At 67.0% G+C, this 26,723-nt stretch carries 26 protein-coding genes and 1 pseudogene; 21 read left to right on the top strand and 6 right to left on the bottom strand.

Features of this window, described 5'->3' with window-relative positions:
* Positions 1 to 93: 93 nt before the first annotated feature.
* The 10 genes from DBV35_RS21345 (at position 94) to DBV35_RS21300 (ending at position 8,692) form a co-directional block, all read left to right on the top strand.
* Positions 94 to 945 (top strand): sterol desaturase family protein, encoded by an 852-nt coding sequence (locus DBV35_RS21345; RefSeq protein ID WP_157961894.1) that lies wholly within the window; start codon positions 94 to 96, stop codon positions 943 to 945.
* A gap of 100 nt (positions 946 to 1,045) precedes the next feature.
* The gene (locus tag DBV35_RS21340; RefSeq protein ID WP_108662395.1) at positions 1,046 to 3,028 is read left to right on the top strand and encodes an AMP-dependent synthetase/ligase; all 1,983 of its coding nucleotides are present in this window, start codon (positions 1,046 to 1,048) and stop codon (positions 3,026 to 3,028) included.
* Between the two features lie 241 nt (positions 3,029 to 3,269).
* On the top strand, positions 3,270 to 4,052 hold the full coding sequence (locus DBV35_RS21335) for a TerC family protein (protein WP_108662394.1): 783 nt from the start codon (positions 3,270 to 3,272) through the stop codon (positions 4,050 to 4,052).
* Between the two features lie 134 nt (positions 4,053 to 4,186).
* On the top strand, positions 4,187 to 5,011 hold the full coding sequence (locus tag DBV35_RS21330; RefSeq protein WP_108662393.1) for an ABC transporter ATP-binding protein: 825 nt from the start codon (positions 4,187 to 4,189) through the stop codon (positions 5,009 to 5,011).
* Positions 5,012 to 5,053: 42 nt separating this feature from the next.
* Positions 5,054 to 5,476 (top strand): MAPEG family protein, encoded by a 423-nt coding sequence (locus tag DBV35_RS21325; protein WP_108662392.1) that lies wholly within the window; start codon positions 5,054 to 5,056, stop codon positions 5,474 to 5,476.
* A 79-nt stretch (positions 5,477 to 5,555) separates the two neighbouring features.
* A complete protein-coding gene (locus tag DBV35_RS21320; protein ID WP_108662391.1) occupies positions 5,556 to 6,005 on the top strand; it encodes a VOC family protein in 450 nt (149 codons plus the stop codon).
* Between the two features lie 159 nt (positions 6,006 to 6,164).
* On the top strand, positions 6,165 to 7,100 hold the full coding sequence (locus tag DBV35_RS21315) for a branched-chain amino acid ABC transporter permease (RefSeq protein ID WP_108662785.1): 936 nt from the start codon (positions 6,165 to 6,167) through the stop codon (positions 7,098 to 7,100).
* A gap of 32 nt (positions 7,101 to 7,132) precedes the next feature.
* A complete protein-coding gene (locus tag DBV35_RS21310) occupies positions 7,133 to 7,507 on the top strand; it encodes a VOC family protein (RefSeq protein ID WP_108662390.1) in 375 nt (124 codons plus the stop codon).
* A 145-nt stretch (positions 7,508 to 7,652) separates the two neighbouring features.
* A complete protein-coding gene (locus tag DBV35_RS21305) occupies positions 7,653 to 8,396 on the top strand; it encodes an AzlC family ABC transporter permease (protein WP_205648787.1) in 744 nt (247 codons plus the stop codon).
* Entirely contained in the window at positions 8,396 to 8,692 is a 297-nt protein-coding gene (locus DBV35_RS21300) for an AzlD family protein (protein ID WP_108662388.1), read from the top strand. Before DBV35_RS21305 ends, DBV35_RS21300 begins: the two co-directional genes overlap by 1 nt.
* A gap of 37 nt (positions 8,693 to 8,729) precedes the next feature.
* Here the strand turns inward: DBV35_RS21300 and DBV35_RS21295 are convergent, their stop codons facing one another.
* Positions 8,730 to 9,590, bottom strand: coding sequence for a calcium-binding protein (locus DBV35_RS21295; protein ID WP_157961892.1), 861 nt, complete (start codon positions 9,588 to 9,590; stop codon positions 8,730 to 8,732).
* Between the two features lie 794 nt (positions 9,591 to 10,384).
* Here DBV35_RS21295 and DBV35_RS21290 point away from each other — a divergent pair.
* On the top strand, positions 10,385 to 11,950 hold the full coding sequence (locus DBV35_RS21290) for an arylsulfatase (protein ID WP_108662386.1): 1,566 nt from the start codon (positions 10,385 to 10,387) through the stop codon (positions 11,948 to 11,950).
* A 46-nt stretch (positions 11,951 to 11,996) separates the two neighbouring features.
* On the opposite strand, the pseudogene DBV35_RS31160 reads toward DBV35_RS21290, so the two are convergent.
* A pseudogene (locus DBV35_RS31160) lies at positions 11,997 to 12,214 on the bottom strand (IS630 family transposase); the annotation flags it as partial.
* Positions 12,215 to 12,563: 349 nt separating this feature from the next.
* Here DBV35_RS31160 and DBV35_RS21280 point away from each other — a divergent pair.
* The 3 genes from DBV35_RS21280 (at position 12,564) to DBV35_RS21270 (ending at position 16,029) form a co-directional block, all read left to right on the top strand.
* A complete protein-coding gene (locus tag DBV35_RS21280) occupies positions 12,564 to 13,640 on the top strand; it encodes a branched-chain amino acid ABC transporter permease (protein ID WP_108662385.1) in 1,077 nt (358 codons plus the stop codon).
* A gap of 114 nt (positions 13,641 to 13,754) precedes the next feature.
* Complete coding sequence (locus DBV35_RS21275; RefSeq protein WP_108662384.1) at positions 13,755 to 15,077, top strand: ABC transporter substrate-binding protein; 1,323 nt, start codon at positions 13,755 to 13,757, stop codon at positions 15,075 to 15,077.
* Positions 15,078 to 15,165: 88 nt separating this feature from the next.
* Positions 15,166 to 16,029 carry an ABC transporter ATP-binding protein gene (locus tag DBV35_RS21270; RefSeq protein WP_108662383.1) on the top strand — a complete coding sequence of 288 codons (864 nt, stop codon included), beginning with the start codon at positions 15,166 to 15,168 and terminating at the stop codon, positions 16,027 to 16,029.
* Positions 16,030 to 16,062: 33 nt separating this feature from the next.
* On the opposite strand, the gene DBV35_RS21265 is transcribed toward DBV35_RS21270, so the two are convergent.
* Positions 16,063 to 16,902, bottom strand: coding sequence for a c-type cytochrome (locus tag DBV35_RS21265; protein ID WP_108662382.1), 840 nt, complete (start codon positions 16,900 to 16,902; stop codon positions 16,063 to 16,065).
* Between the two features lie 193 nt (positions 16,903 to 17,095).
* On the opposite strand from DBV35_RS21265, the gene DBV35_RS21260 reads away from it, so the two are divergent.
* The 3 genes from DBV35_RS21260 to DBV35_RS21250 all read left to right on the top strand — a co-directional run bounded on the left by DBV35_RS21260 (position 17,096) and on the right by DBV35_RS21250 (position 19,785).
* Complete coding sequence (locus tag DBV35_RS21260) at positions 17,096 to 18,313, top strand: phenylacetate--CoA ligase family protein (protein ID WP_108662381.1); 1,218 nt, start codon at positions 17,096 to 17,098, stop codon at positions 18,311 to 18,313.
* 206 nt (positions 18,314 to 18,519) lie between these two features.
* Complete coding sequence (gene rplS, locus DBV35_RS21255; RefSeq protein WP_108662380.1) at positions 18,520 to 18,900, top strand: 50S ribosomal protein L19; 381 nt, start codon at positions 18,520 to 18,522, stop codon at positions 18,898 to 18,900.
* A gap of 132 nt (positions 18,901 to 19,032) precedes the next feature.
* The gene (locus tag DBV35_RS21250; RefSeq protein ID WP_108662379.1) at positions 19,033 to 19,785 is read left to right on the top strand and encodes a hypothetical protein; all 753 of its coding nucleotides are present in this window, start codon (positions 19,033 to 19,035) and stop codon (positions 19,783 to 19,785) included.
* A 4-nt stretch (positions 19,786 to 19,789) separates the two neighbouring features.
* Here the strand turns inward: DBV35_RS21250 and dapF are convergent, their stop codons facing one another.
* Both dapF and DBV35_RS21240 read right to left on the bottom strand, forming a co-directional pair.
* Positions 19,790 to 20,644 carry a diaminopimelate epimerase gene (dapF, locus tag DBV35_RS21245; protein WP_108662378.1) on the bottom strand — a complete coding sequence of 285 codons (855 nt, stop codon included), beginning with the start codon at positions 20,642 to 20,644 and terminating at the stop codon, positions 19,790 to 19,792.
* A complete protein-coding gene (locus tag DBV35_RS21240; protein WP_157961891.1) occupies positions 20,641 to 21,231 on the bottom strand; it encodes a L,D-transpeptidase family protein in 591 nt (196 codons plus the stop codon). The genes dapF and DBV35_RS21240 overlap by 4 nt, the downstream gene beginning before the upstream one ends.
* Before the next feature lie 112 nt (positions 21,232 to 21,343).
* Between DBV35_RS21240 and DBV35_RS21235 the strand changes: the two genes are divergently transcribed.
* Entirely contained in the window at positions 21,344 to 22,042 is a 699-nt protein-coding gene (locus DBV35_RS21235) for a response regulator transcription factor (RefSeq protein WP_108662376.1), read from the top strand.
* Positions 22,043 to 22,060: 18 nt separating this feature from the next.
* Positions 22,061 to 22,504, top strand: coding sequence for a Crp/Fnr family transcriptional regulator (locus DBV35_RS21230; protein WP_108662375.1), 444 nt, complete (start codon positions 22,061 to 22,063; stop codon positions 22,502 to 22,504).
* Between the two features lie 6 nt (positions 22,505 to 22,510).
* Here DBV35_RS21230 and DBV35_RS21225 read toward each other — a convergent pair whose 3' ends face one another.
* Entirely contained in the window at positions 22,511 to 23,035 is a 525-nt protein-coding gene (locus DBV35_RS21225; RefSeq protein WP_108662374.1) for an isoprenylcysteine carboxyl methyltransferase family protein, read from the bottom strand.
* Between the two features lie 563 nt (positions 23,036 to 23,598).
* Between DBV35_RS21225 and DBV35_RS21220 the strand changes: the two genes are divergently transcribed.
* Both DBV35_RS21220 and DBV35_RS21215 read left to right on the top strand, forming a co-directional pair.
* A complete protein-coding gene (locus DBV35_RS21220) occupies positions 23,599 to 25,371 on the top strand; it encodes a type I secretion system permease/ATPase (protein WP_108662373.1) in 1,773 nt (590 codons plus the stop codon).
* Between the two features lie 18 nt (positions 25,372 to 25,389).
* A complete protein-coding gene (locus DBV35_RS21215) occupies positions 25,390 to 26,715 on the top strand; it encodes an HlyD family type I secretion periplasmic adaptor subunit (protein WP_108662372.1) in 1,326 nt (441 codons plus the stop codon).
* The last annotated feature ends 8 nt before the right edge of the window (positions 26,716 to 26,723 follow it).

Genomic DNA, 26,723 nt, shown 5'->3' with positions numbered 1-26,723 from the left:
GCCTCATCGCATATTTACAGTTGAGGCCCCCTCGGCTATCGAACCAAGCTCGGTCTTTCGCAGTTTTCACGCCTAGCTGGGAACGGTTATCACGTGACGACAGAACCTGCCGCCACAGCCTCCCCGCGCGTGGAGGTCGCAAGCCCCCGTCCGCCCGAACACCGCCCGCCGCTCGCCCCCGCCGCCGAGGCGGCCCGCGCCGCCGCGCGCGAGAAGCGCCGGGCCGAGGTTCAGGCGCGCCAAGAGGCCGCACGCGCCAAGCAGCGCGAGAGCCGCGCCAAGAGCGGCGCGGCCGAGGATGCCGACACCCGCACCCGCGAGGAGCGGGGCCTGCGCGACCTCCTCGTCTTCCCGAAGACGCGCAAGCTCATCGTCTACTGGACGCCGCTCGTCCTCCTGATGACCGCGATCGCCATCATCGAGGCGCCGTCCTGGTGGACGATCCTCGGCGGCATCATGACCGGCGTGCTCCTCTACAGCCTGATCGAATATCTGATGCACCGCTTCCTGTATCACTGGGAGCCGGAAAGCCGCTTTCTGCGCATCATCACGGCCGACATGGGCCGCCAGCACATGGGCCACCACCGCAATCCCGGAAAGTATGGCGGCGGCATCAACGGCAACCAGCTCCCGATCATCATCTTCGCGAGCCTCGTCGCCATCGTCGTGCTCCTGACGCCCTTCCCGACCTCGTTCGGGCTGATGGTCGTCGCGGCCGGCGCGGTGAACTACGTGATCCAGGAATTCGCCCATTTCGGCACGCACCATCTGCCGATGCGCAGCGGCTATTTCGCCGCCCTGAAGCGCCACCACATGGTCCACCATTTCCGCGACGATTCGAGCAATTTCGGCCTCTTCTGGACCTTCTGGGACATCCTCCTCGGCACCGACTACGAGACCAACGCGCGCCGGCGCAAAGCCACCGAGAAGCCCGCCTCCTCCTGAGCCCGTCTGCGCGGCCCGCCGCGCGCCAAAGAAGGTGTCTCGCGCCCCTCTTTGTGGTCTATGGTTGAACCCAGAACAAAAAACGGTCTGGGGAGAGTCCATGGCGAGCCGCGCGCACCCGCCCGAGCAGGCGGAAGGAAACACCTTCCCGAAGCTCCTTCTCGACAATGCCCGGCGCCGGCCCGAACGGCCGGCCATGCGCCTCAAGGATCTCGGCATCTGGCGCACCTGGACATGGGGCGAGATGAAGGACGAGGTGATGCGCTTCGCCCTCGGGCTGGAAGCGCTCGGCGTGAAGGAGGGCGACACCGTCGCCATCATCGGCGGCAACCGCCCGCGCCTCTACTGGACCTTCCTCGCCGCACAGTCGCTGCGCGCGATCCCCGTCCCAGTCTACGCCGACGCCATCGCCGAGGAGCTCGCCTTCGTCCTCGACCATGCCGACGTGTCCTTCGCGGTCTGCCAGGACCAGGAGCAGGTCGACAAGTGCCTCAGCGAGCAGGAACGGCTGCCGAAGCTGCGTACCCTCGTCTATGACGAGCCGCGGGGCCTGCGCGACTACGACCCCACCCACCTCCACTCCTTCGACGCCGTGCAGGCGCTCGGCGACGACAAGATCGCCGCGGACACCGGCACGCCCGCCCGCTGGGAGACGCTCATCGCCGCCGCCACAGGGGAGGAGGCGTCGACGATCCTCTACACCTCCGGCACCACCGGCCAGTCGAAGGGCGTCGTCCTGAAGGCCGCGCGCGCGGTGCAGGCGGCGCGCGACACGGCTGGCTTCGACCATCTCAACGAGCGGGACGAGGTGCTCGCCTATCTCCCGCTCGCCTGGGTCGGCGACCACTATCTCAACTATGCGCAGGGCCTCGTCGCGGGCTTCTGCATGGCCTGCCCGGAGAGCCCGGAGACCGTGCAGCAGGACCTCAGAGAGATCGGGCCGACCTTCTATTTCGCCCCGCCGCGCGTGTTCGAGAGCCTCCTCACCCGCGTCCTCATCCGCATGGAGGACGCGAGCGCCTTGAAGCGCGGCATGTTCCGCCACTTCATGGGCGTCGCGAAGCGGCACGGCGAGGCGATCCTCGCGGGCAGGAGGGTGCCGCTCACGGGCCGCATCGCCTACGCGATCGGGGAGCGCCTCGTCTACGGGCCGCTCAAGAACGTGCTCGGCTTCAGCCGCATCCGCGTCGCCTACACGGCGGGCGAGGCGATCGGGCCGGACCTCTTCTCCTTCTTCCGCTCGCTCGGCATCAACCTGAAGCAGCTCTACGGCCAGACCGAGGCCTTCCTCTACATCACCGCCCAGGCGGACGGGACGGTGCGGGCCGACACGGTCGGCGGCGCGCTCCCCGGCGTGACGCTGAAGCTCGCCGAGAATGGCGAGGTGCTGTTCAAGTCGCCCGGCATGTTCGTCGAGTATTTCAAGGCGGCGGACAAGACGGCCGAGACGCTGACGGAGGACGGCTTCATCAGGACCGGCGACGCCGGCATCTTCGAGCCGGACGGGCAGCTCAAGATCATCGACCGCGCGAAGGACGTCGGGCGGTTGAAGAACGGCGCCCTCTTCGCGCCCAAATATCTGGAAAACAAGCTGAAATTCTTCCCCGAGATCCGCGAGGCCGTGACCTACGGGGACGGGCGGGAGTTCGTCACCGCGATGCTGAACATCGACCTGATCGCGGTCGGCAACTGGGCCGAGCGCAACAATATCGGCTACGCCTCCTACCAGGAGCTCGCCCAGCATCCGCGCGTCGCCGAGATCATGCGCGCCCACGTCGCCGCCACGAACGCCGCCCTTGCCGAGGACGCGCAGATGTCCGGGATGCAGATCCGCCGCTTCCTCGTCCTCCACAAGGAGCTCGACGCCGACGATGGCGAGCTGACGCGCACGCAGAAGGTCCGCCGCTCCTTCGTCGCCGACCGCTACGCGCCGCTGATCGAGGCGCTCTATGGCGGCCAGCACGAGTGCTTCATCTCCACCGAGGTGACGTTCGAGGACGGCCGCAAGGGTCTCATCCAGGCGACCGTCGCGATCCACGACGCCGTCGTCGCCCCGTCCCAGCCCGCGCGAAAGGCCGCCTGAGGCCCGCCGCCGGGCGCCGGGCGCGGGGCCGATCACCGCCCCGCGCGGTCGGCCCGTCCATTGCATCGTCACCAGGGCGCGCTAGCTGTGTGTCTTCATGCACGGCCCGACCGGCCGGGCGTGGACACAGCCGTGCCGTTGTTCCGATCGTGCGTTCGCCGGGGGCCCCCTCGCGGCGCGCGCGCCATCGGCGCAAACCATTCGCCAACGAGATGCGCCACCGATCGCAAGCGAGCCCACGATGACCGACCTCTTCGCCTTCTTCGCCGACCCGACGACCTACGCCGCGCTGATCACCCTCATCGCGATGGAGATCATCCTCGGCATCGACAATCTCGTCTTCATCTCGATCATCACCAACAAGCTGCCCGAGGCGCAGCGGGGGCGGGCGCGGCGCATCGGCATCGGTCTCGCGCTGGTGCTTCGCCTCCTCCTCCTGTCGCTCGTCTTCGTGATCGTCCACCTCACGCAGCCGGTCTTCGAGCTCTTCGGCCACGCCTTCTCCTGGCGCGACCTCGTCCTCATCGGCGGCGGCCTCTTCCTCGTCTGGAAGGCGACGACCGAGATCCACCACTCGGTCGACCCCGAGGACCCGAAGGACGCCATGATGGGCCGGGCGGTGACGGCGACCATGGGCGCGGTCATCGTCCAGATCCTGCTCCTCGACCTCGTCTTCTCGCTGGATTCCATCATCACCGCCGTCGGCATGACGGAGGAGATCGGCATCATGGTGGTCGCCGTGGTCGTCGCGGTCGGCACCATGCTCGCCGCCGCCGGTCCCCTCTCGCGCTTCCTGGAGCGCAACCCCACCGTGGTGATGCTCGCCCTCGGCTTCCTCATGATGATCGGCATGACGCTGATCGCGGACGGCTTCGGCTTCCACGTCCCGAAGGGCTACATCTACGCCGCGATGGCCTTCTCGACCCTCGTCGAGGTCCTCAACATCTTCGCCCGCCGCAAGCGCCGGATCGACGCCGCATCCGGGCTCGGCACCTCCACCGCCGGCCACGGGTCCGGCCACTGAGGCCGGCGGCCGCGCCGCGAAATCGGGCTCGACTTAAAGGCGACTGTTCGCTTTGATATGCGGCACAAAACGAGGCGGCCGGCCCAACGGTCCGCCCCGGTGCCGCCCCGGCGACTGCGCGGCAGGGAGAGGCCATGCAGAACGCCACCGCCGCCATCGCCGACGCCGAGCCGGCGCCCGCCCCCGCCGGCGGCGAGATCCTGCTCGACGTCGCCGACGTCACCCTGTCCTTCGGCGGCGTGCATGCGATCCGTGGCGTCTCGTTCAACATCAGGAAGGGGGAGATCCGCGCCATCATCGGCCCCAATGGCGCGGGGAAGACGTCGATGCTCAACGTCATCAACGGCTTCTACCACCCGCAGACCGGCACCATCACCTACAAGGGCAGGCCGCGCCGGCGCATGCGCCCCTACGACGCCGCGGCGACCGGCATCGCCCGCACCTTCCAGAACGTCGCCCTCTTCAAGGGGATGACCACGCTCGACAACATCATGTCGGGCCGCACCCTCAAGATGCACCGCGGCTTCTTCTGGCAGCTCATCCGCTTCGGACCGGCGCTGGATGAGGAGGTCGCCCACCGCCGCCGCGTGGAAGACATCATCGACTTTCTCGAGATCGAATCGATCCGCAAGACGCCGGTCGGCCGCCTCCCCTACGGCCTCCAGAAGCGGGTCGAGCTCGGCCGCGCCCTCGCCATGGAGCCCGACCTTCTCCTCCTCGACGAGCCGATGGCCGGCATGAATCTGGAGGAGAAGGAGGACATGTGCCGCTTCATCCTCGATGTGCGCGAGGAGTTCGGCACCACCATCGCCCTCATTGAGCACGACATGGGCGTCGTGATGGACATCTCCGACCGCGTCGTTGTCCTCGACTATGGCGAGAAGATCGCCGACGGCACGCCCGACGAGGTGCGCACCAATCAGGACGTCATCGACGCCTATCTCGGCCTTGCCCACTGAGCGCCCGCCCCGCCGGCGCGGCGTCCGCCTGGAGGTGACGCGATGAGCTTCCCCGTCACCGCGGCGACCGCCGTCGCCCTCGCCCTCCTCCTCGTGGTGCTGTCGCTGCGCGTCGTCGGCCGCCGCCGGCGCAGCCTCATCGTGCTCGGCGACGGCAACGACCCGGACCTGCAACGCTCGATCCGCGCCCAGGCGAACTTCGCCGAATATGCCCCGCTCTTCCTCATCCTCCTGGCTCTCGCGGAGGCGAACGCGACGCCGCCCCTCCTCCTCTCCATCACCGCGGCCCTCTTCGTCCTCGGCCGCATCCTCCATTTCCATGCGCTGACCAAGGCGGAAGTCGCCTCCACCGCGCGCTCCCGCTTCCGCTGGCGCGAGGCGGCGATGATCCTCACCTTCGCCACATTCGGTTGTCTCGCCGCCACGCTGCTGGTCGAACTGATCGTCTCGGGGCCACTTTCCTGACCGCGGCGCTTTTCCGGCGCGCGCCCCCGCGCTAACTCAGACGGGTGATCAGCCGAACCGGCGGAAAGGACGACGTCCCATGGCATCGATCCAGCATCACGTCTGGCCGGGCTGCTCCACGGTCAGCGCCTTCATCGTGTCGGCGAAGGCGCGCGAGGCGCTCGAATTCGCCAAGGCCGCGTTCGGCGCCGAGTCGCTGGACGAGCCGCTCCTGCGCGCCGACGGCAGCCTCGCCCACGCCGCCATCAAGATCGGCGACAGCACGATCATGCTGGGCGACCCGCGCGACCCGCAGAAGGAACACCCCGCCTTCCTCCACATCTACGTGCCCGATTGCGACGCGACCTACGAGAAGGCGGTCGCCGCCGGCGCGCAGGGCCTCGTCCCGCCGAGCGACCATTTCTACGGCGACCGCGGCGGCGGCGTGGTCGATCCGGCCGGCAACACCTGGTGGATCGCGACCCACGTGCGCACCCTCTCGCGCGCCGAGATCCGCCGCCTCGCCGAGGAGGAAGAGGCCCGCACCTGAGGCCTCGCCTTCGGCGCGAGCCCCGGCCACACCGCGCGCATCACGCGAAAAAGAGCTTGCGGCCGCCGCCCGCTCCCGCAAGGGTAGTCGCGAGGAGACGACCCTGAGCGAGGCACCGTGGAGACGCTTTACGCAGTCCTGATCGACCCGTTCGTGCAGATGGCGGCCACGCCGGACTTCTTCATCCAGGTGCTCTGGGAAGGGTTCGTCGCGGGTGTCCTCTACGCGCTGATCGCGCTCGGTTTCGTGCTGATCTTCAAGGCCTCCGGGGTCTTCAACTTCGCGCAGGGGATCATGGTGGTGTTCGCCGCCCTCTCCCTCGTCGGCCTTGTGGAGCTCGGCGTGCCGGCGCCGATCGCCTTCCTCCTGTGCCTCGGCATCATGTTCGTGCTGGCGGTTGGGGTGGAGCGGCTCGTGCTGCGCCCGCTCGTCAACCAGCCCGACATCATCCTCTTCATGGCCACGATCGGCCTCACCTTCTTCCTCATCGGGCTCGGCGAGATCATCTTCGGCGGCGAGCCGAAGACGATGGTGACGGAGGCCCTCTTCCTGCCCACCGGCTCGTCGGTGTGGGAGCCGGAAGGGCTCGGGCCCGACGGATCGCCCGGCCTCATCCTCTTCCAGCATCTCGACATCGCCGCCGCCGCAATCGCGCTCGCCCTCGTCGCCGGGCTCGGCTTCTTCTTCTCCAAGACGCGGATCGGGCGCGGCCTGCGCGCCGTCGCCGACGACCACCAGGCTGCCCTCTCGGTCGGCATCTCGCTCAACCAGATCTGGGTGATCGTGTGGTTCGCGGCGGGCGTCGTCGCGCTCTTCACCGGCATCATGTGGGGCGCGCGGTCGGACGTCTCCTTCGCGCTCGAGATCATCGCCTTCAAGGCGCTGCCCGTCCTCATCCTCGGCGGCCTCACCTCGATCCCCGGCGCCATCGTCGGCGGCCTCATCATCGGCATCGGCGAGAAGCTCGGCGAGATCTATTGGGGCCCGCTCGTCGGCGGCGGGATCGAGAGCTGGTTCGCCTACATGATCGCCCTCGCCTTCCTGCTCGTGCGCCCGCAAGGGCTCTTCGGCGAGCGGATCATCGAGCGCATCTGAACCCTTCCCCTTTTCTTCAGCGACCCGGAACCATGCCGCACAAGAGCCGCCTTGCCTGCCTCGTCATCGACTGCAAGACCGAAGACCTGACCGACGCCCTCGCCTTCTGGACGGGCGCGCTCGGGCTGAAGGGCACGATCGACGAAGACGGGAAATACGCCGTCATCAAGTCACCGGCGGGCGAGCCGCGCATCCTCCTACAGGCCGTCGACCATGAGAGCCGCGTGCACCTCGACATCGAGACCGACGATCTTGAGGCTGAGGCGCAGCGCCTCGAAGCGCTCGGCGCGCGGCGCGTCTCGGCCATCAAGCGGTGGATCGTGATGGAGGCGCCGACCGGGCACCGCTTCTGCGTCGTCCCGCCGCAGCGCGCCGATTTCGCCGAGGCCGCGCCCGAGGTCTCCTGACCTCCGCCGCCCCGCGTCGAGACCCCTTCCTGGCGCGCATCTGATCGGCGCGCGCATCCCCTTGCCGTTATGCTCGGGCCCGTGTACCGCCATGGTTGTGTCCGCATTCCAGTCGAACAGAATGACCAGCGTGCGCGAGGGCGTGTTGCTGAGCCTGCCCATGCTGCCGGCTCTGCTCCCGCTGTCGATGCTCTTCGGCGCCCTTGCGGTCGGCAACGGGCTGACGGCGCTCGACGCCACGGTCATGAGCGCGTTCCTGTTCGCGGGCGCCAGCCAGTTCGTGGCGATCGACCTCTACAACCACAGCGTCCCCGCGTGGTCGATCCTCCTGTCCGTGCTCGCCCTCAACTTCCGGCACGTCCTCTATTCGGCCGCGCTCACCCACGTGTTCCGGCCGGTGCGCCTGCGGATCAAGATCCCGGCCTTCTTCCTGCTCGCGGACCCGATGTTCGCGATCACGGACCAGCGCGCGGGTGAGGGGAAGCCCTTCTCGGCCCCGCTCTATTTCGGCCTCGCGGTCACGCTCTACAGCTTCTGGGTGCTCGGCACCGTCCTCGGCGCGCTCTTCGGCAAGCTGATCTCGAACCCGCAGGCGCTCGCGCTCGACATGCTGATGCCGATCTACTTCCTCACGCTGGTGATGAGCTTCCGCCACCGGCCCAATTGGGGGATCACGGTGGTCGTCAGCGCGGTGCTGTCGATCCTCACCTACTACGCCCCGGCGGTCGGCCTCACCTGGCTCGGCCCGCCCTGGCACATTACCGTCGGCGGCCTCGGCGGCATCCTGACCGCGGTTCTCCTCGCGCCGACGAAGCCCGGCATGCCGAAGCAGTCCGCGCCCGAGCCGGCGCTCGCGCCGCACCAGATGAACCCGGTGGGAGGCTCGTGATGACGGAGGACTTCCTGCTCGTCATCCTGTTCTGCGGGCTTCTGACCTTCGCGACGCGCGCGGGCGGCTATTTCGCCCTGTCGCGCTTGTCGCACGTGCCGCCGCGCCTCACCGCCGCGCTCGACGCGGTGCCGGCGGCGGTCATGACCACCCTCTTCGCCCCCGCCGCCTTTTCCGGCGACTGGCGCGAGGCGGTCACCCTCGCGATCGCGATCCTGATCAGCTTCCGCGTCGGGCCGACGATCACCGTCGTCGCCTGCGCCGCGATCCTGATCGCGCTCCGCGCCCTCGGCTGAGGACGGCCGCGCCGGCCGCCCTCCCCGTACACGCGCCTCAGACGAGGACGACGTCCTCGATCACGACATCGCCCGACGACACGCCCGCGAGCACGATCGTGCTGGAGCCGTAGGAGAGGCTCACATCCCCGTCGACAGTCGTGGAGACGGTGACGTCGTCGAGGCTCCCGAGGCCCGAGATCTTGATGGTGTCGCCCGCGCCGAAATCGGTGATAGTGGAATCGCCTGACGACCCGTCGAACAGGAAGCGGTCACGCCCCGCCCCGCCGGTCAGCTCGTCCGTACCGCTGCCGCCGGAGATGCGGTCGTTCCCGTCCCCGCCGAAGATCTGATCATCGCCATTGTTGCCGAAGAGGAGGTCGTTGCCGCCCTCGCCCTCGATGACGTCGTTGCCGTTGCCGCCCTTGATCGTGTCGTTCCCGTCGGCACCGGTGATGGTGTCGTTCCCGGCCTGGCCGAGGATGCTCTCATCACCCGAATAGCCGCCGATCATGTCGGACCCGCGCGTGCCGCGAATGTCGAGCGTGTAGGCGTCGGTGAGCGCGTCCTCGAGCCCGGCAACCGCGCCCGCCGTGTCACCGCCGACGACCTGGCTGACGAACGGGCCGAAATCGACCGGAATCCCGTCGCTGTCCGTCGCGACGAAGGCGAGCGCCCCGTCCACATAGACGCGCGCGCCGGTATAGACCGTGTCCGACGTCGGCACGCCGAGGAAGAGGTCGCCGTCCCCGTCGAACTGGAGCGTGTAGGCGGTGTCGCCGGTGGTCGATTTCGCGCCGGCCGTCACCCCGTCGCCGACCTCGCGGGCGAAGAGGCTCACGCCAAGCGACAGCGTGTCGATCATGTCTTGCAGATCGACACTCTGGCGCAGCTGGATTTGCAGAGTTTCTTTGGTCATTTGCCGTCCCCGATAGTATTTTTGAATTTATTCGTAGAAGCGAGCCTCGAACGGCCCGGCACCAAAATGTGCCCTTCGTTGATAGGAATTCCTTTCAAATGCGCACAGATCTCCCATCCACGCCGCAACGACGCGGGTAGAATATTTCCAAAAATTCTAAATCGACGTCACATTATTCAAGTCTCGATTCTACGACCGTCGAACATTTTCTAGAGAAACGATTCGATATCAAGAGAAATTTAATAAACACATCATGGCAATCTCTTCGACAACCCAAATCGCCCATATTCCGCCGCTATAATGCCACTCGCTCGACGCGCAAGTGATCGAGGCAACGCTTTCAAGCCTTCATGAAATCGACGTCCCCCGTCGCGCCGCAATCCATCCGCAGCCGCCAGCCACGAACGCCACGCCGAATTCCAATCCAGCCGACCGGGCAACTCGTGGATTCACTCCGACGCTTGGTACCCGCGCGGTTGAGTTTGCGGCTGGCTGGTGTCCCGGAAGCAGCCTTTCAAGTGTCACGTCGAACCGGTACCATGTGCCACCAGAGATCGAGCACTATTGATGCCAACCGCGCGGGTTTCAAAAATAATATACGGCCGATCCATCGAACATTGGCAACCATATTACCCAATGTTGGCGGGTTGCGCGCCGGAAAGGGAAGGGGTGCCGGCGACAGTCTCACGAACTGTTTTTAGAAACTAAGAAACACCCTGATCGAAGACAATAACGAGGCGTACCTGGCTTCATTACGCTGGATAAAGGGAGTAACAAGCATGCGACGACAAATAATGGCCCTGGCCGCCGCAGCCGCGATCGGCAGTATTGCGACGGCTGTTCCGGCCTCAGCCCAAGACACCGTCAAGCCCAATATCCTGGTAATCTGGGGCGACGATATCGGAACGTGGAACATCAGCCACAAGAATATGGGCATGATGGGCTATCAGACGCCCAATATCGACAGCATAGCGCGCGACGGCATCCATTTCACCGACTACTACGCCCAGCAGAGCTGCACGGCGGGGCGCGCGGCGTTTCTGGGCGGCAATGTGCCGGTGCGCACGGGCATGACCAAGGTCGGCCTACCGGGTGCCGAGCAGGGCTGGCAGGAGACCGACGCCACTATTGCCGCGGTCCTAAAGGGCGAGGGATATGCCACCGGCCAGTTCGGCAAGAACCACCAGGGCGACCGCGACGAGCACCTGCCGACCAATCACGGCTTCGACGAATTCCTAGGCAATCTCTACCACCTCAATGCCGAAGAAGAGCCGGAGAACCGCGACTATCCCGGCGATATGGTGCTGCAAAACGGCAAGACCTTCCTCGAGCAGTTCGGTCCCCGTGGCGTGATCCACTCATGGGCCAATCCCGATGGGACGCAGCGCATCGAGGATACCGGTGCGCTGACGAAGAAGCGCATGGAAACGATTGATGACGAGACGGTTGCGGCGGCCATCGACTTCATCAAGCGCAAGACGGAAGAGGGCGTGCCCTGGTTCACTTGGTGGAACGGCACGCGCATGCATTTCCGCACCCATGTGAAGGAGGAGCATACCGGGATCTCCGGACCCTCGGGCGATGAGTACCACGACGGCATGGTCGAGCACGACATGCATGTCGGCCAATTGCTGGATCTGATTGACGAACTCGGCATTGCCGACAACACGATCATTTTCTATTCGACCGACAACGGCCCGCACTACAATACTTGGCCCGATGCCGGCACAACGCCGTTTCGCTCGGAAAAGAACTCAAACTGGGAAGGCGCCTATCGCGTGCCGGCCTATATCAAGTGGCCCGGCCATTTTCCGGAAGGCAAGATCCTCAACGGTATCGTCGCCCATGAAGACTGGCTGCCGACCTTCGCCGCGGCGGCCGGCAATCCCGACGTCAAGCAGCAGTTGCATGACGGCAAGGAGCTGATCGGGCGCACCTATCGCAACTATATCGACGGCTACAACCAGATGGATTACTTAACCGGTGACGCAGCCGAATCGCCGCGCCACGAATTCTGGTATGTGAACGACGACGGACAGATCGTCGCCGCCCGCTACGACGACTGGAAGGTGGTTTTCTTGGAAAACCGCGGTCAGGCCTTCGGCGTTTGGCGAGAGCCCTTTACCGAACTGCGCACGCCCTTGCTGTTCAATCTGCGGCGCGACCCGTTCGAGAAGGCGCAGCAAAATGCCAACACTTACGACGACTGGTTCCTTGACCGTGTTTACGTAATGGTCCCGATCCAGCAACTGGCGGCGCAGTTCCTGATGACCATGCAGGAGTTCCCGCCAAGCCAGACGCCGGGTGCCTTCAATCTTAGTGGCATAGAGAAGAAATTGTCCGAGGGAATGGGCAAGTAGACCGCCACGCTCCGGGCCGGATGAACTCCGGCCCGGGAAGTTCTTGGATTGGCTCCAATGCCTGGTACCCGCGTGCGCGGGCGGCAATGATGGCGTCGTATCGGCGCGCCAGACGAAGGGTCGGGGCGCTTTGTTGTGCTCGGCGAGGAAGCGGTTGATGGCAGCCTGAAGGTCGGCGATCGAGCGGAAGACGCCGTGCCGGAGGCGCCGGCGGGTTAGCTTGGCGAAGAAGCCCTAGACTGCATTGAGCCAGGAGGACGAGGTCGCAATGGTCGCCTCGAGCCGGTGGCCGCGTCTTGTCCCTCAAGAGGCCATCGACGCCGGCCTTTGCGGCCGATGACGATGCCGTGGAGGACGTTGAGCGCGGCGAATAGAGTGGTCGTGCCACCCTTCCGTCGCGAAGGGATCCCGATCAGGACTCTTCCGTCTCGGTCAATTCGCTAGGTTCGAGGCAATCGCGCGCGGCCGCGTCCGGCCCGCCCGCGCGATTTCGGCGCCGCACCGCGCATCAAGTCTTGACGCGGGGCGAAACTGCGGGCCGGATTGCCGAAAAAGGACAAGTCGTTCGGGAATGCTTCGCGCTGCCGGCCGACACCGAAGGGAGAGGCGCCGCGTGTTCTACCGTGAAGCCGGTCAGTTCAAGACGACCTACGTGGCCGACCAGGCCGCCTTCCCGATCCGCGAAGATCGCCTCGGCATCCTCGCGCTCGGCGTGATCGGCGCGGTGATCATCCCGCTCCTCGCGTCGGACTTCTTCCTCAACGCGGTGATGATCCCCTTCCTCATCTTCACCCTGGCGACGATCGGGCTCAACGTGCTGACCGGCTATTGCGGCCAGCTCTCGCTCGGCACCGGGGCGTTCATGGGGGTCGGCGCCTACAGCTGCTACAAGCTCACATCGATCTTCCCGGACGTGAACATCGTCGTCTGGATCCTCGCCTCGGGCTTCTTCGCGGCGGCGATCGGGGTGCTGTTCGGCCTGCCCTCGCTGCGCATCAAGGGCTTCTATCTCGCGGTGGCGACGCTCGCGGCCCAGTTCTTCCTCGAATGGTGCTTCATCCGCATCCCCTGGCTCTACAACTACAACGCCTCGGGCGCGATCGAGGTGCCGACGCGCACCGGCTTCGGCTTCGCCCTCACCGGGCCGACCGCCACCCCGCTGACGCGCTATTTCGTGGTGCTCGCGATCGTGGCGCTGCTGACCTTCCTCGTCGGCAACCTCATCCGCGGCCGCATCGGGCGGACCTGGATGATGATCCGCGACATGGACATCGCGGCCGAGCTGATCGGCGTGCGCCCGCTCGCGGCAAAGCTCTCCGCCTTCGCCGTCTCCTCCTTCGTGTGCGGCGTCGCGGGGGCGATGTTCGTGTTCTTCTGGCTGGGCGCGGCGGAGCCGTCGAGCTTCAACATCCGCCTCTCCTTCCAGATCCTCTTCATGGTGATCCTCGGCGGACTCGGCTCGATGGCAGGCTCCTATATGGGCGCCGCCTTCATTTTCATCCTGCCCATCATCATCCGAATGCTACCGGCCGCGCTGGGTCTCGACCTCGCCGCCGCAACGGTGGAGCAGCTCAATTTCCTCATCGTCGGCGCGCTCATCATCGGGATCCTCATCATCGAACCGCACGGTCTCGCGCGGCTCTGGTCGGTCGCCCGGCAGAAATTGCGAGTGTGGCCGTTCCCCTACTGATTTCATGCAGCCTCAGCGCGAAAGCCGTTCCCCTCTCAACGCAGTTGCCTTAACCTCACGGCCGACGGGCGGAATAAGCCCGCACCAATAAAATCATAGGGAGCCGAATCGACCATGAAGCACAGGTCTGTCTTCGCGCTAGCTGCGGCCCTCGCCGTCGCGGTTCCAGCCGCCCCGTCCTATGCGGCGGACGAGCTCTTCCTGCCCCTCCTCACCTACCGCACCGGGCCCTTCGCCGGCTCCGGCATCCCGATCGCCAACGGCATGCGCGACTATCTGGAGATGCTGAACCAGCGCGATGGCGGCATCGGCGGGGTGAAGATCCGCATCGAGGAGTGCGAGACCGGGTACAACACGCAGAAGGGCGTCGAATGCTACGACCTTCTGAAGCCCGGCGGCCCGCTCATCATCAACCCGTGGTCGACCGGCATCACGCTGCAGCTCATCCCGCGCGCGTCGGTGGATCAGACGCCCATCCTGTCCATGGCCTACGGCCTCTCCGCCGCCGCGGACGGAACGGTCTTCCCCTGGGTCTTCAACCCGCCCGCCTCCTATTGGGACGCCGCGTCCGCCATCATCAAATATATCGGCGAGCAGGAAGGCGGCCTCGACAAGCTGAAGGGCAAGAAGATCGGCTACATCTTCCTCGACGCAGGGTACGGCCGCGAGCCGATCCCGCTGCTCGAAGACTTCGCCAAGGAATATGGCTTCACGCTGTCGATGTATCCGGTCCCCGCGGACACGATGCAGAACCAGTCCTCGCAATGGCTGAACGTGCGGCGCGACCGGCCGGACTACATGATCATGTGGGGCTGGGGCGCGATGAACGCGACCGCGGTGCGCGAGGCCGCCAAGGTCCGCTACCCGATGGACAAGTTCATCTCCGTCTGGTGGCCGGGCGAGGATGACGTGCGCCCCGCCGGCGACGGCGCCAAGGGCTTCAAGATGCTGAACTTCCACGCCGTCGGCCCGGACTTCCCGGCCCTCCAGGACATCAAGACGATGGTGTTCGACAAGGGTCTCAGCCAGGCGTCCTCGGCCGACAAGATCGGCGAGAATCTCTATAATCGCGGCGTGGTGAACTCGCTCATCATGGCCGAGGCCGTGCGCACCGCGCAGGAGATCGCCGGCCACCCGAACGTCACCCCGGCCGAAGTGCGCGCCGGGCTCGAGGCGCTCAACATCAGCGCCGAGCGGCTGAAGGAGATCGGGCTCGAAGGCTTCATGGAGCCGATGGTGCTCTCCTGCGAGGATCATGCCGGCCAGTCCGACGTGTACATCCAGCAGTGGGACGGCCAGTCCTGGCAGAAGATCTCCGACTATTTCCCGCCTATGGTCGAGAAGGTCCGCCCGATGCTGGAGCAGGCCGCGCAGGATTATGTGAAGGCCAACCAGCCCTGGCCGGAGCGCACGGAGCCCTGCGCGAAGGCGAGCTGACCGGCCGCATCGCCCATCGCGGCGCGCCCCCGGCCGGTCCGGGGCCGCGCCGCCCCCACCGGATCGACGCCCCGACGGATCGATACGCATGACACAGACATCGAGCGACGGCACCAAAGGGACGACGACACCCGCCGAAGGCGCCGCCGCGACCCCGATCCTCGACGTCTCGAACATCGAGGTGATCTACGATCACGTGATCCTCGTCCTGAAGGGCGTGTCGCTGACGGTGCCGCGCGGCGGCATCGTCGCCATCCTCGGCGCCAACGGGGCGGGGAAGACCACCACGCTGAAGGCGATCTCGAACCTTCTGCGCGCCGAACGCGGCGACGTGACGAAGGGCAAGATCATGTTCAACGGGGAGGAGGTGCAGGCGCTGAGCCCCAACGAACTCGTCACCCGCGGCTGCATCCAGGTGATGGAGGGCCGCCACTGTTTCGGCCACCTGTCGATCGAGGAGAATCTCCTGACCGGCGCCTACACGCGCAAGGACGGGTGGTCCGCCATCAAGGCCGATCTCGAGAAGGTCTACGCCTATTTCCCGCGCCTGCGCGAGCGGCGGTCGAGCCAGGCCGGCTACACCTCGGGTGGCGAGCAGCAGATGTGCGCCATCGGCCGCGCGCTGATGAGCCGGCCGACGATGATCCTCCTCGACGAGCCGTCGATGGGCCTCGCCCCCCAGCTCGTGGAGCAGATCTTCGAGATCGTGCGGGAGATCAACGCCAAGGAGGGCGTGTCCTTCCTCCTCGCCGAGCAGAACACCAACATCGCGCTGCGCTACGCGACCTACGGCTACATCCTGGAATCGGGCCGCGTTGTGATGGACGGCGACGCCGCGCAGCTGCGCGAGAACGAGGACGTGAAGGAGTTCTATCTCGGCGTCGCCGGGGAAGGCCGCAAATCCTTCCGCAACGTCAAGCACTATAAGCGGCGCAAGCGCTGGCTGAACTGAGGCGCGCCGCCGGCGGACCGGCGGCGCACGCCTTTACTCGACCGGCGGGATCGTCCGCAGCCAGGCGACGATAGCCGCGACGTCCTCGGGCTTCATGTTGGCGTAGAAGGGGAAGCCCATCGGCGGGAAGAGATGCCGCCCGTCGGGACGCACGCCGGTGGTGATCGCGGTCGCGATCTCCGCATCGCTCCACGCGCCGATGCCCTTCTCCGGATGCGGGGTGATGTTCGCCGCGACCGACACGCCCCAGGGGCCGGGGAATTCCATGCCGCCCTTGCCGAGCGCGTTCACCGGATCCGGGTGCCCGTCGACCCAGCCCGTGTGGCACTCCATGCAGTGCGCGATGGTGGCGAGATAGAAGCCTTCCTTCACCGGATCGCCGGCGCGGGCCTCTTCGGGGATCGGCGCCTCGGCGCCGGGGATCGGGTGGGCCTCGATCGCGACCTTGTAAAAGGGCGTCGGCACCTCGTTCTCGACCGCGGGAACGGTGCGCAGATAGGCGACGACAGCGTCGAGATCGCGCTCGGAGAGCACCTGGTAGAACGCGGTCGGCATGATCGGGGCGAGCTTGATGCCGTTCGGCCGGACGCCCTTGATGAGGGCGTTCTTGATATCCTCGTCCGACCAGGTGCCGATGCCGGTCTTCTCGTCCTGGGTGATGTTCGCGGCCGTCACGTCGAAGAACGGCGTGTCGAAGCGCAGGCCGCCCCCGAGCGCCTTGTCCATGACGGGCCCGTTCGGCCCCATCGGCGTGTGGCAGTTGCCGCAGGCCATCACGGTGTTGACGAGATAGTCGCCGCGGGAGACCAGGCTGTCGTCCGCGATGGCGGCTGTCGAAAGGACGGACAGCGCCGCAACCAACAAACGCTTCATAGGCCAAATCCTGTTGAGGGGGGTCTGACCGACGGCGCGGCCACCCACGCGACGACTTGTCGCGCAAGTTAATTAGAAAAGTTTGCATCAGCCACAACAGGCCGCGAAAAATTTTCTTCGTGTCCACGCCCCCTTGCCTGCCCGGCCCTTCCTCGCAAAGCTCGCGGGAAAAGAGCCGGCGGGAGGGGAACCGATGCGCGACCACTATGATGCGGCCGAGACGCGGCCCACCGCCGCGCGCGAGGCGGATCTCTTCGCCCGCCTGCCGGCCGCGCTCGCCGCCGCGCGCGACGCCGCCCCCGCCTGGGCGCGACGCCTCGAGGGGATCGCGCCCGAGACGATCACCTCCCGCGCCGCCCTCGCGACTCTCCCCGTCACCCGCAAGAGCGACTTCATGGCGGACGGCGTCGCCTATCGCGACTTCATCACCGTCCCGCACGACGCGCTCGCCCGCGTCTTCGTCTCCCCCGGCCCCGTCTTCGTGCCGCAGGGGCGCGAGGCGGACCCGTGGAACGCCGCGCGCGCCCTCTACGCCGCGGGCGTGCGGCCGGGCGCGCTCGCCGTGAACACGTTCGGCTACCACCTGACGCCCGGCGCCTTCATCCTGGAGTCGGGCCTTGCCGCGCTCGGCTGCCCCGTCTTCGCCGCCGGCCCCGGTAATCCGGCCGAGGCGCTGCCGCTCCTCGCCGCGCTCCGCCCGTCCGTCTATTGCGGCGTGCCGGATTATCTCAACATCCTCCTCGACAAGGCCGAGGAGACGGGCGCCGACCTCTCCGCCCTCACCCACGCCCTCGTCTCGGGCGCGGCCCTCCCGCCCGCGCTCCGCGAACGGATCGAGACGCGCGGCGTCCACGTCGCCCAGTGCTACGCGACGGCCGATCTCGGCGTGATCGCCTATGAGAGCCCGGCGCGCGAGGGCCTCATCCTCAGCGAGGACCTCATCCTCGAGATCGTCCGGCCCGGCACCGGCGACCCCGTCGGCGAGGGCGAGGTCGGCGAGATCGTGGTGACGCGCTTCTCGCCCACCTATCCGCTCTTCCGCTTCGCGACCGGCGACCTCTCCGCCATCCTGCCGGGCGAGAGCCCGTGCGGGCGCACCAACCAGCGCATCAAGGGATGGATGGGCCGGGCCGACCAGCGCACGAAGGTGAAGGGCATGTTCGTCGACCCCGCCCAGATCGCCGAGATCCGCAAGCGTCATCCCGAGATCGCGCGCGCCCGCCTCGTCGTCACCCGCGAGAACCATGTCGACGTCATGACGCTCCGCGTCGAAGGCCCGGCGCACGGCGCGGCGATCGCGGAGACGCTGAAGGCCGTCACCAACCTGTCGGGCACGGTCGAGCCCGTCGCGGCCGGCTCCCTGCCGAACGACGGCAAGATCATCGCCGACGAGCGGCCGATCGAGGGGTAGCGCCGAAAAAGCCCTAGACGCTTGGCCCGGCTGCCCCATTTCGGAATGTGGATGGCCCGCAAAGACAGGTCTGCCTCCCACCGCCGACAAAAGGCGGAACGGCACTCTCGACAAAGCGGGTTGGAGTCACTATTCAAGCGGCCTGGCATTTCAGATGCGAATTCGACGCAACGCGCTGCGGCGGCAGCGTGACGGGATCCGACGACATGAACATTATCGACGAGCTCAACCGCGAGCAGATGGCCGCGATCGAAGAGAAGCGCACCCTGCCCGCTTTCCAGCCCGGCGACACGGTGCGCGTCAATGTGCGCGTGACCGAAGGCACCCGGACTCGCGTGCAGGCCTATGAAGGCGTCTGCATTGCGCGCTCCGGTGCGGGCCTCAATGAGAACTTCACCGTGCGCAAGCTCTCCTATGGCGAGGGCGTGGAGCGCGTCTTCCCGATCTTCTCGCCCATGCTCGAGTCGGTCGAAGTCGTGCGCCGCGGCAAGGTTCGCCGCGCGAAGCTCTACTACCTGCGTGGCCGCACCGGTAAGGCTGCCCGCATCACCGAGCGCAAAGAAAAGCGCGTCGCGGCCGAGGCCTAATCATCCTCGTCGTCGACTGATGAGCCGCCGCCTTCCCCACCGATCCCGCGGTGTGGCGGCGGCCCGGTCGAGCGAAACCCGTCCCGTCATCACCATCGGCCGCCCGGCCGAGCGGCCGATTTTTGACGCCCGATGACCCGCGGACTGATCGCCTCGATCCTCTTTCTCGCGACCCTCGGCCTCTTCGCCATCTTCGGCATCGTGGCGTGGCAGGCGCTGACCTCGCTCCCCGCGCGCGACGAGATCGCCCAGGCCTCCTCCAACGCGCAGGCCGTCGCCGAGCGCGCCCGCACCAGCGTGCGCGAGCGCCGCACCGCTGCCGCGACCGTCCCCGCCGCCACCACCGAAGGCGCGCCGGGGGACGATGTGCGCTATCTCAATCAGGACGGCATCGTCAGCCTTCAGCCCGATGGGCCGCTGACGCGCGCGGAATCGACGGTCGTCATCCCGCCCCCGCCGGGCCCCGAGCCCACCCTCTACCGCCTCGTGGTGATCGAGAGCGCGGGCACCATCAACGCCCGCAGCCACATGATGCGCCTTGCCTATGTGGACGCGCCGGGGGCCGAGGAGATCTGCACCACCTCCGCCGGGCGCGAATGGCCGTGCGGGCGTCGTGCGCGCACCGCGCTGCGCCGCCTGGTGCGACGCCGGGCGGTCGAATGCCTGGATCTCGAAAAGGCGCCGGTGAACGCCGATGGCACGCCGGCCGCGCGCGGGTCCACCCCGCGCCTCGCGACCTGCACGGTCGCCGACACCGACCTCTCCCGCTGGCTCCTGGAGCAGGGTTGGGCGACGCCCGCCACGAACGCGCCCGAGGCGTTCGCGAACCTCGCCGCCGACGCGAAGGCCGCCGGCCGCGGCCTCTACGACCCGGACGCGCGCTGAACCGTCAGAGCGCGACCGGCGTCGGGTCGCGCAGATAGCCGTCCGCGGTGATCGCGCCCGTCCAGTCGAGCGCGTAGGGGCCGGACATCACGATCCGCCCGCCGCTGACGTCGATGGAAAGCGTCCCGCCCGGCAGCGTCACGTCGACGACGGCCTCAAGGAGGCCGAGCCGGTGCCCCACCGCCGCGATGGCGCAAGCCGCCGTGCCGCAGGCGAGCGTCGGCCCGACGCCACGCTCCCACACCCGCGCCCGCACCGCCGACGCACTGTCGATCGTCACGAACGAGATGTTTGCCCGGCGCGGGAAGGTCGGATGCGTCTCGAAACGCGGCCCAACCTCCGTCAGCGGCACGAGGCCGGTGTCCGGCACGAAGAAGACGGCGTGCGGGTTGCCGACATTCACGCAAGCGGCGCTGCCGTAGAGGGCAAGCTCCGGTTCGATGAAGACGACGCGCAGCGGGTCGCCCTCTCCGTCGGCGAGGGGGATCGATGCCGCTTCGAAGCGCGGCACGCCCATGTCCACCGCGATCTTGCCGCCATCGACGCGCCAGGCCCGCAGCGCACCGCCCGCGCTCGCGATCTCGACCTCGGGCGCGCCCTTCTCGTCGAGGAGCAGCGCGGCGACGCAGCGCGTCGCGTTCCCGCACGCCTCCACCTCGCCCCCGTCGGCGTTGATGATGCGCATCGTCGCCGCCGCACTCTCGGCCGGCTCGATGATGATGAACTGGTCGAAGCCCGGCCCGGACTGGCGGTCCGCGAGGGCGCGGATCCGCTCCGGCTCCAGCGCGAACGGCCGGTGCCGCGCGTCGACGACGACGAAATCATTGCCGAGGCCGTTCATCTTGCGGAATGGGATCATCGTCGTGTCGGTCTCGCGTTGTCGCCCACCACATACGGTCCGATCGGCACCATCGCCCGCCGCCAGACCGCTCCGGGGAAGGCGATGCACCCCTCCGTCGGCGTAAGCGCGGCGCGTGACACATGGATGAAGATCGCAGATCCGCCCCCGATCAGGCGCGGCGTCTGGTTCTGGTCCGTCACCAAGATATAGTCATAGAGGCCGTCCGCGCGAAGCAGCACCTCGTGCGAGGGCCGATAGGGCAGCCGGCAGGCGCGATTATAGTTCGCGAAGTCGCGCCGGTCATCGCCCCACCCGTCCCCGGCGCGGATCCGGCGCGTCGGCAGCGGCGCGGCGCCCCCGTGGCGCGCGAGGAGCGCGACCGGCGCCATCCGCCCGAGCGGCGTCGCCCCGTCCCCCTCCCGCTTCAGGATGCCGATCCCGCTGCGCCCGATCGCGACGCGATAGGTGCGCCCGGCGCAGTTGACGATCCCCTCTGAGGGGTGGCCCGGCCGCGCGCGCACGACCGAAACCGCCCGCGGCCAGCCGCCTTTGCGCGCCCCGCCACGGCCCCGCCGGCCGCCGGTCACGTGAAAGGGACCGTTCAATCGCGCCCTTTCCAACAGAATTTTTGATCGTCGCACGCGCGGAAAGCTCGTTTGAGGCGCATTGAGTCCCCACACTAGGCTGACAGGGTTCAATCGGCCAAGGGAGGCGGCGTTGACGAAACGGACCATCCTGATCATCGACGACGACGAGGATTTGCGCGAAGGGCTCAGCGAACAGATCGGATTGTACGACGAATTCAGCCCGCTCGCCGTCGACACCGCCGCCAAGGGCGTCGCCGCAGCCAAGAACAACGACGTCGCCCTTGCGATCGTGGATGTCGGCCTGCCCGACCTCGACGGGCGCGAGGCGGTCCGCCTGATGCGCTCGGCCGGCTTCAAGGCACCGGTGATCATGCTGACCGGCCACTCGACCGACGCCGACGCCATCGTGGGCCTCGAGGCCGGGGCGAACGACTATGTGACGAAGCCGTTCCGCTTCGCCGTGCTCCTCGCCCGCATTCGCGCGCACCTGCGCCAATTCGACCAGAGCGAGGACGCGACCTTCGCGATCGGCCACTATACCTTCAAGCCGGCCGCCAAGATCCTGCTCGAACCCGACGGCCGCCGCGTGCGCCTGACGGAGAAGGAAACGGCGATCCTCAAATATCTCTACCGTGCCGGCGAAAAGCCGATCACGCGGGACGTTCTCTTGCACGAAGTATGGGGCTACAACTCCGGCGTCACGACCCATACGCTGGAAACCCATATTTACCGGCTGCGCCAAAAGATGGAAAAGAACCCGGCGTCCGCCGAGCTCCTCGTCACCGAGGGCGGCGGCTACAAGCTGATGCCAAGGACTGCGTCGATTTAAGTGAGCCTAGCCCGTCACATGGCGGTTATGCGCAATGCCCCCTTCCTGCGCGTCCTCAGTGAGGACGCGCTGAAGCTGCTTGCGTTCGCCAGCGAACCCGTCGACCTTCGGCCGCGCCAGAGCCTCTTCGAGGCGGGCGACCCTGCCGAGGGTGCTGTGCTCGTGCTCGGCGGGCAGCTGCGCCTCTTCGGCAGCGCCAAGGGCGCGCCGCCGCGGGTCGCGGGCGTCGGCCAGCTCGTCGACGAGATCGCCCTCATCATCCCCACCCAGCGCTCCGCGAGCGCCGTCGCGCAGACGACGTGCGAGCTCCTTCTCCTGCCGCGCGGTCAGATGCTGAAGATCCTGGAAGAGTACCCGGACGCGGCGCAGAAGCTCCAGGGCGTGCTCGCGCGCCGGGCGACCGCCTTCATGGAAGACGTCGCCGCGATCTCGAAGCGCCTGAACGACCCCTCCGCCTCCTAGGCTCCCTCAGTAACCCGCCACCGCGGTCCGCATCACCGTCTCCTCCTGGCGGATGCGGATGACGAGCGGGATGAGGAAGAGCGGCAGCCCGACGAAGAGCGTCGTCGTCGCGTGGAGCGCGAGCGCGAAGCCGACGAGCTCGGGCAACATGTTCAGCATGTAGTTGGGGTGACGGACCCAGCGGAAGAGGCCGCGCTTCACCAGCGGGTGGTCGGGCGCGATCATGATCTTCACCGTCCAGATCCGCCCCATCTCGCGCACGACGAGGAGGAGGACCACGGCGCCGAAGACATAGAGGGCGAGGCCGTAGAGGCTCATCGCATCCGGCGTCGGCGTGTTGAGCACCAGCCCCTCGAAGATCGCGGCGAGGTAGAAGGCGATCATCGCGAGCGCGAGGGCGATGCTGTTGCGCGCCCCATATTCCACGGCCCCCGCCGCCTTCAGCGCCCGCTCGTGGCGCATGGAGACGACCAGCATCGCGACGCGGAAGAGAATCGCCGCCGCGACGAACAGCCAATAATACAAGACCATGGGGACTCCCGCTTCCGGCCCGAAACAGACGCGCCGCCCGATAAACCGGCGGCGCCGGCCGAACTTGGGAACGGCCACGCGGCGATTCCATAACTTGAAACGAACGGAAATGAACCCAGGCGCGCAGTGCCCGATATCGAGCAATTGTATGGCGCGCCCGCTTCGACGCGCTTGCGCGCGCCAATCGCGTCACGGAACTGTCAGAAAAGCAAAGTCCAGCATCGCCTTGCGCTCACCCGCGCGCAGCAATCGAACCGGCAAGGCGACAGCTCTCGACCGGGGCGTCCGAATATAGGCCCCGATGGGTCGACCGCGGGGCCCATCTCCGCTATGAGGCAGCGGTGCTAGACCGTTGGCCGTTTCGAGTCGGTTTGAATTCGATGCCCTTCGTCTACGCCAAGCAACGATCGTGGGCACCTCGACCGGTTGAGAACTCGTCTAAAGCGAGACGCAGTGAGGTTACAGTTGGGTAATCATCAAGATTTACTTGTCCCAAGATCGCGGCAAACGAGTATGCTGCTCACGTATGTGCCTGAATCAAACTCAAGTTGCTTAGCCGACCGATGACGTCGAACATTCTCGCAAAAGCGATCGCCACGACCCGGCGCACGTTCATTTCCGTCGCCATATTCAGCTGTGTGGTCAACATCCTGATGCTGACCGGCCCGCTGTTCATGCTCCAGATCTACGATCGCGTGCTGACCAGCCGGAGCATTCCGACGCTGATCGCCCTCGTGATCCTGGTCATCGGCCTCTATGGCTTCATGGGCATCATCGACCTGGTGCGCTACCGCGTTCTCACGCGCATCGGCCACCGCTTCGACGAAGACATCGGACGCGAGGCCTTCCTCGCCCAGGTCAGCGCCCCGGTCCGCCTCGGCCCGCTCGCGGCGAAGTCGGAGCCGACGCGCGACGTCGACCAGCTGCGCCAGTTCTTCTCCTCGCCCGGCATCACCGCGCTGTTCGACATGCCGTGGATGCCGATCTATCTCGCGATCGTCTACGCGCTCCACCCCTGGCTCGGCCATCTCGCCGTGATTGGCGCGGTCGTCCTCTTCGCCATCGCGATCGCGACCGACCGGGCCTCCCGCCCGCAGGTCAAGCGCAGCGCCGAACTCGGCATGCAGCGCAACTCCATCGTCAATGCCGGCCGCCGGAACGCCGAAGTGCTCTACGGCATGGGCATGATGGGCGCGATCGGCCAGTCCTGGGACCGCGTCAACGACAACTTCCTCGCGAGCAACGCCGCCGCTGCGGACACGATCGGCCTGTCCTCGGTCATGTCCAAGGTCTTCCGCCTGTTCCTGCAGTCGGCCGTCCTCGCCCTCGGCGCCTATCTCGCGATCGAGCAGATCATCACGCCCGGCGTGATGATCGCCGCTTCCATCATCATGGCGCGCGCGCTGCAGCCGGTGGAAATGGCCGTGCAGAACTGGCGCACCATGCTGTCGGCCCAGCAATCCTACCGCCGCCTCAAGCAGCTCTTCGAGCGGCCGGAGCCGCCGGAGGCGATCGAGCTGCCGACGCCGCACCGCGACCTCGTGGTCGACTCGATCAGCGTCATCCCGCCGGGATCGCGCGTGCCGACCCTGCTCGACGTCCGCTTCGGCGCGAAGGCCGGCACCGCGCTCGGCATCATCGGCCAGTCGGGCTCGGGCAAGTCCACCCTGGCGCGCGCCCTCGTCGGCGTCTGGCAGCCGGCGCGCGGCACCGTCAATCTCGACGGCGCGCCTCTCTCCCAGTGGAAGCAGGACCAGCTCGGCCGCCATCTCGGCTACCTGCCGCAGGACGTCGAGCTGTTCGAGGGCACGATCGCGCAGAACATCGCCCGTTTCCGCGAGGACGCGACGGACGAGAAGATCGTCGCCGCCGCCAAGATCGCCGGCTGCCACGAGCTCATCCTCACCTTCAAGGACGGCTACACCACCGCCGTCGGCGACCAGGGTGCGACCCTGTCGGCCGGCCAGCGCCAGCGCGTCGCGCTCGCCCGCGCCCTCTATGACGACCCGTTCCTCATCGTCCTCGACGAGCCGAACTCCAACCTCGACGGCTATGGCGACAGCGCGCTCAACCGCGCGATCACGCTGACCAAGCAGCGCGGGGCGATCGTCGTCGTCGTCGCCCACCGGCCGTCCGCACTCTCCGCGACCGACAAGCTCGCCCTCGTCGAAAACGGCCGCCTTGCCGATTTCGGCGATCGTGACGAAGTGTTGAAGAAGGTCATGCGGCGCGAGAAGGTAGACAATATCCGCCCGACCCCACAGATTCAGGGTGCCCAGAGCGACGGCGGCTCGGGTGACGGGAACGTGTCGTCCCAACAGAATGCCTCCAGTTAGTCAGGGAGTGGTGTCCGTATGAAGCTCCTCACCTCCAAAACGCCGCAGCGGCGGTTCACGACCTCCATCCGCAAATATATCGTGGTGGGGACGATCGCCTGCGGCTTGCTGGTGTTCGGCTTCGGCGGCTGGGCGGCGACGGCGAAGCTCTCGTCCGCCGTCATCGCCGCGGGCAGCGTCGTGGTCGCCTCCAACCTCAAGCAGGTCCAGCACCCCGACGGCGGCATCGTCGGCGAGATCATGGTGAAGGACGGCGACGTCGTGAAGGCGGGCCAGCTCCTCATCCGTCTCGACGAGACGCTGGTCGCCGCGAACCGCGCCCTCGTGGACGGTCAGATCATCGCGATGGAAGCCCGCCTCGCCCGCCTCCATGCCGAGCGGGACGAGCAGGAGCATATCGAACAGCCCGAAGAGCTCCTCTCCCGCAAGGACAACACGCTCGTCCGCCAGGCGATCGAGGCGCAGCAGAAGATGTTCACCGCCCGCAAGGTGACCATCAAGGGCCAGATCGACCGCCTCCAGGAACGCGTGAAGCAGCTCAACCAGCAGATCGACGGCCTCATCGCGCAGCGCAAGGCGAAGGAAGGCGAGATCGAGCTCATCGACGACGAGCTCGACGTCCTCCAGGGCCTCTTCGATCGCGGCCGCACCACGCGCGACAAGATCGTGAACCTGAAGCGCAACCGTCTCCGCCTCGAGGGCGAGGCGGGCGAGCTCGAGTCGCAGATCGCCGTCGCCCGCGGCCGCATCAACGAGACCGAGCTGGAGATCATCCAGACCAAGACCGACATGATGGAGAAGACCTTCTCCGAGATCACGGAGATCGAGCCCGAACTCGCCAACCTCAAGGAAAAGCGCGTCGCGGCCGACTTCCAGCTCCAGCGGATGGACATCCTCTCCCCGTCCGACGGCAAGATCTTCGAGCTCGCGGTCCACACGGTCGGCGGCGTCATCCAGCCAGCGCAGACGATCATGCAGATCGTGCCCGATTCCGACATCCTGGTGGTCGAGGCCCGCGTTTCGCCGGTCGACGTCGACGAGGTGAATATCGGCCAGGAGGCGCGCATCGTCCTCTCCGCCTTCGACCACCGCACGACCCCGCAGCTCAACGGCCACGTGACCTTCGTGTCCGCCGAGGCGGCCCGCGACGAGACCACCGGCCAGACCTATTATGTGCTGCGCGTCGGCCTCGACGATCACGAGCTCGACCGCCTGTCCGACGATCTGGAGCTGATCCCCGGCATGCCCGCCGAGCTCTATGTCTCGACCGGCGGCAACACCGTGGTCGGCTACCTGATGCACCCCCTCACCGAGCAGATCCGCCGCGCCTGGCGCGAGAAGTGATCCCCGGC

This window comes from Acuticoccus kandeliae (assembly GCF_003073115.1).
The sequence above is the reverse complement of the archived record's forward strand: the minus strand, read 5'-3'. Positions and strand labels throughout refer to the sequence as shown.

Bases quoted from the DNA above. Each gene is read 5' to 3' on its own strand.
- DBV35_RS21275 (WP_108662384.1), top strand. From the start codon at position 13,755: ATGAAGCACAGGTCTGTCTTCGCGCTAGCTGCGGCCCTCGCCGTCGCG.
- rplS (WP_108662380.1), top strand. From the start codon at position 18,520: ATGAACATTATCGACGAGCTCAACCGCGAGCAGATGGCCGCGATCGAA.
- DBV35_RS21260 (WP_108662381.1), top strand. From the start codon at position 17,096: ATGCGCGACCACTATGATGCGGCCGAGACGCGGCCCACCGCCGCGCGC.
- dapF (WP_108662378.1), bottom strand. From the start codon at position 20,644: ATGATCCCATTCCGCAAGATGAACGGCCTCGGCAATGATTTCGTCGTC.
- DBV35_RS21330 (WP_108662393.1), top strand. From the start codon at position 4,187: ATGCAGAACGCCACCGCCGCCATCGCCGACGCCGAGCCGGCGCCCGCC.
- DBV35_RS21310 (WP_108662390.1), top strand. From the start codon at position 7,133: ATGCCGCACAAGAGCCGCCTTGCCTGCCTCGTCATCGACTGCAAGACC.
- DBV35_RS21315 (WP_108662785.1), top strand. From the start codon at position 6,165: ATGGCGGCCACGCCGGACTTCTTCATCCAGGTGCTCTGGGAAGGGTTC.
- DBV35_RS21335 (WP_108662394.1), top strand. From the start codon at position 3,270: ATGACCGACCTCTTCGCCTTCTTCGCCGACCCGACGACCTACGCCGCG.
- DBV35_RS21270 (WP_108662383.1), top strand. From the start codon at position 15,166: ATGACACAGACATCGAGCGACGGCACCAAAGGGACGACGACACCCGCC.
- DBV35_RS21300 (WP_108662388.1), top strand. From the start codon at position 8,396: ATGACGGAGGACTTCCTGCTCGTCATCCTGTTCTGCGGGCTTCTGACC.
- DBV35_RS21225 (WP_108662374.1), bottom strand. From the start codon at position 23,035: ATGGTCTTGTATTATTGGCTGTTCGTCGCGGCGGCGATTCTCTTCCGC.
- DBV35_RS21290 (WP_108662386.1), top strand. From the start codon at position 10,385: ATGGCCCTGGCCGCCGCAGCCGCGATCGGCAGTATTGCGACGGCTGTT.
- DBV35_RS21325 (WP_108662392.1), top strand. From the start codon at position 5,054: ATGAGCTTCCCCGTCACCGCGGCGACCGCCGTCGCCCTCGCCCTCCTC.
- DBV35_RS21230 (WP_108662375.1), top strand. From the start codon at position 22,061: ATGGCGGTTATGCGCAATGCCCCCTTCCTGCGCGTCCTCAGTGAGGAC.
- DBV35_RS21265 (WP_108662382.1), bottom strand. From the start codon at position 16,902: ATGAAGCGTTTGTTGGTTGCGGCGCTGTCCGTCCTTTCGACAGCCGCC.
- DBV35_RS21340 (WP_108662395.1), top strand. From the start codon at position 1,046: ATGGCGAGCCGCGCGCACCCGCCCGAGCAGGCGGAAGGAAACACCTTC.
- DBV35_RS21320 (WP_108662391.1), top strand. From the start codon at position 5,556: ATGGCATCGATCCAGCATCACGTCTGGCCGGGCTGCTCCACGGTCAGC.
- DBV35_RS21215 (WP_108662372.1), top strand. From the start codon at position 25,390: ATGAAGCTCCTCACCTCCAAAACGCCGCAGCGGCGGTTCACGACCTCC.
- DBV35_RS21250 (WP_108662379.1), top strand. From the start codon at position 19,033: ATGACCCGCGGACTGATCGCCTCGATCCTCTTTCTCGCGACCCTCGGC.
- DBV35_RS21220 (WP_108662373.1), top strand. From the start codon at position 23,599: ATGACGTCGAACATTCTCGCAAAAGCGATCGCCACGACCCGGCGCACG.
- DBV35_RS21295 (WP_157961892.1), bottom strand. From the start codon at position 9,590: ATGACCAAAGAAACTCTGCAAATCCAGCTGCGCCAGAGTGTCGATCTG.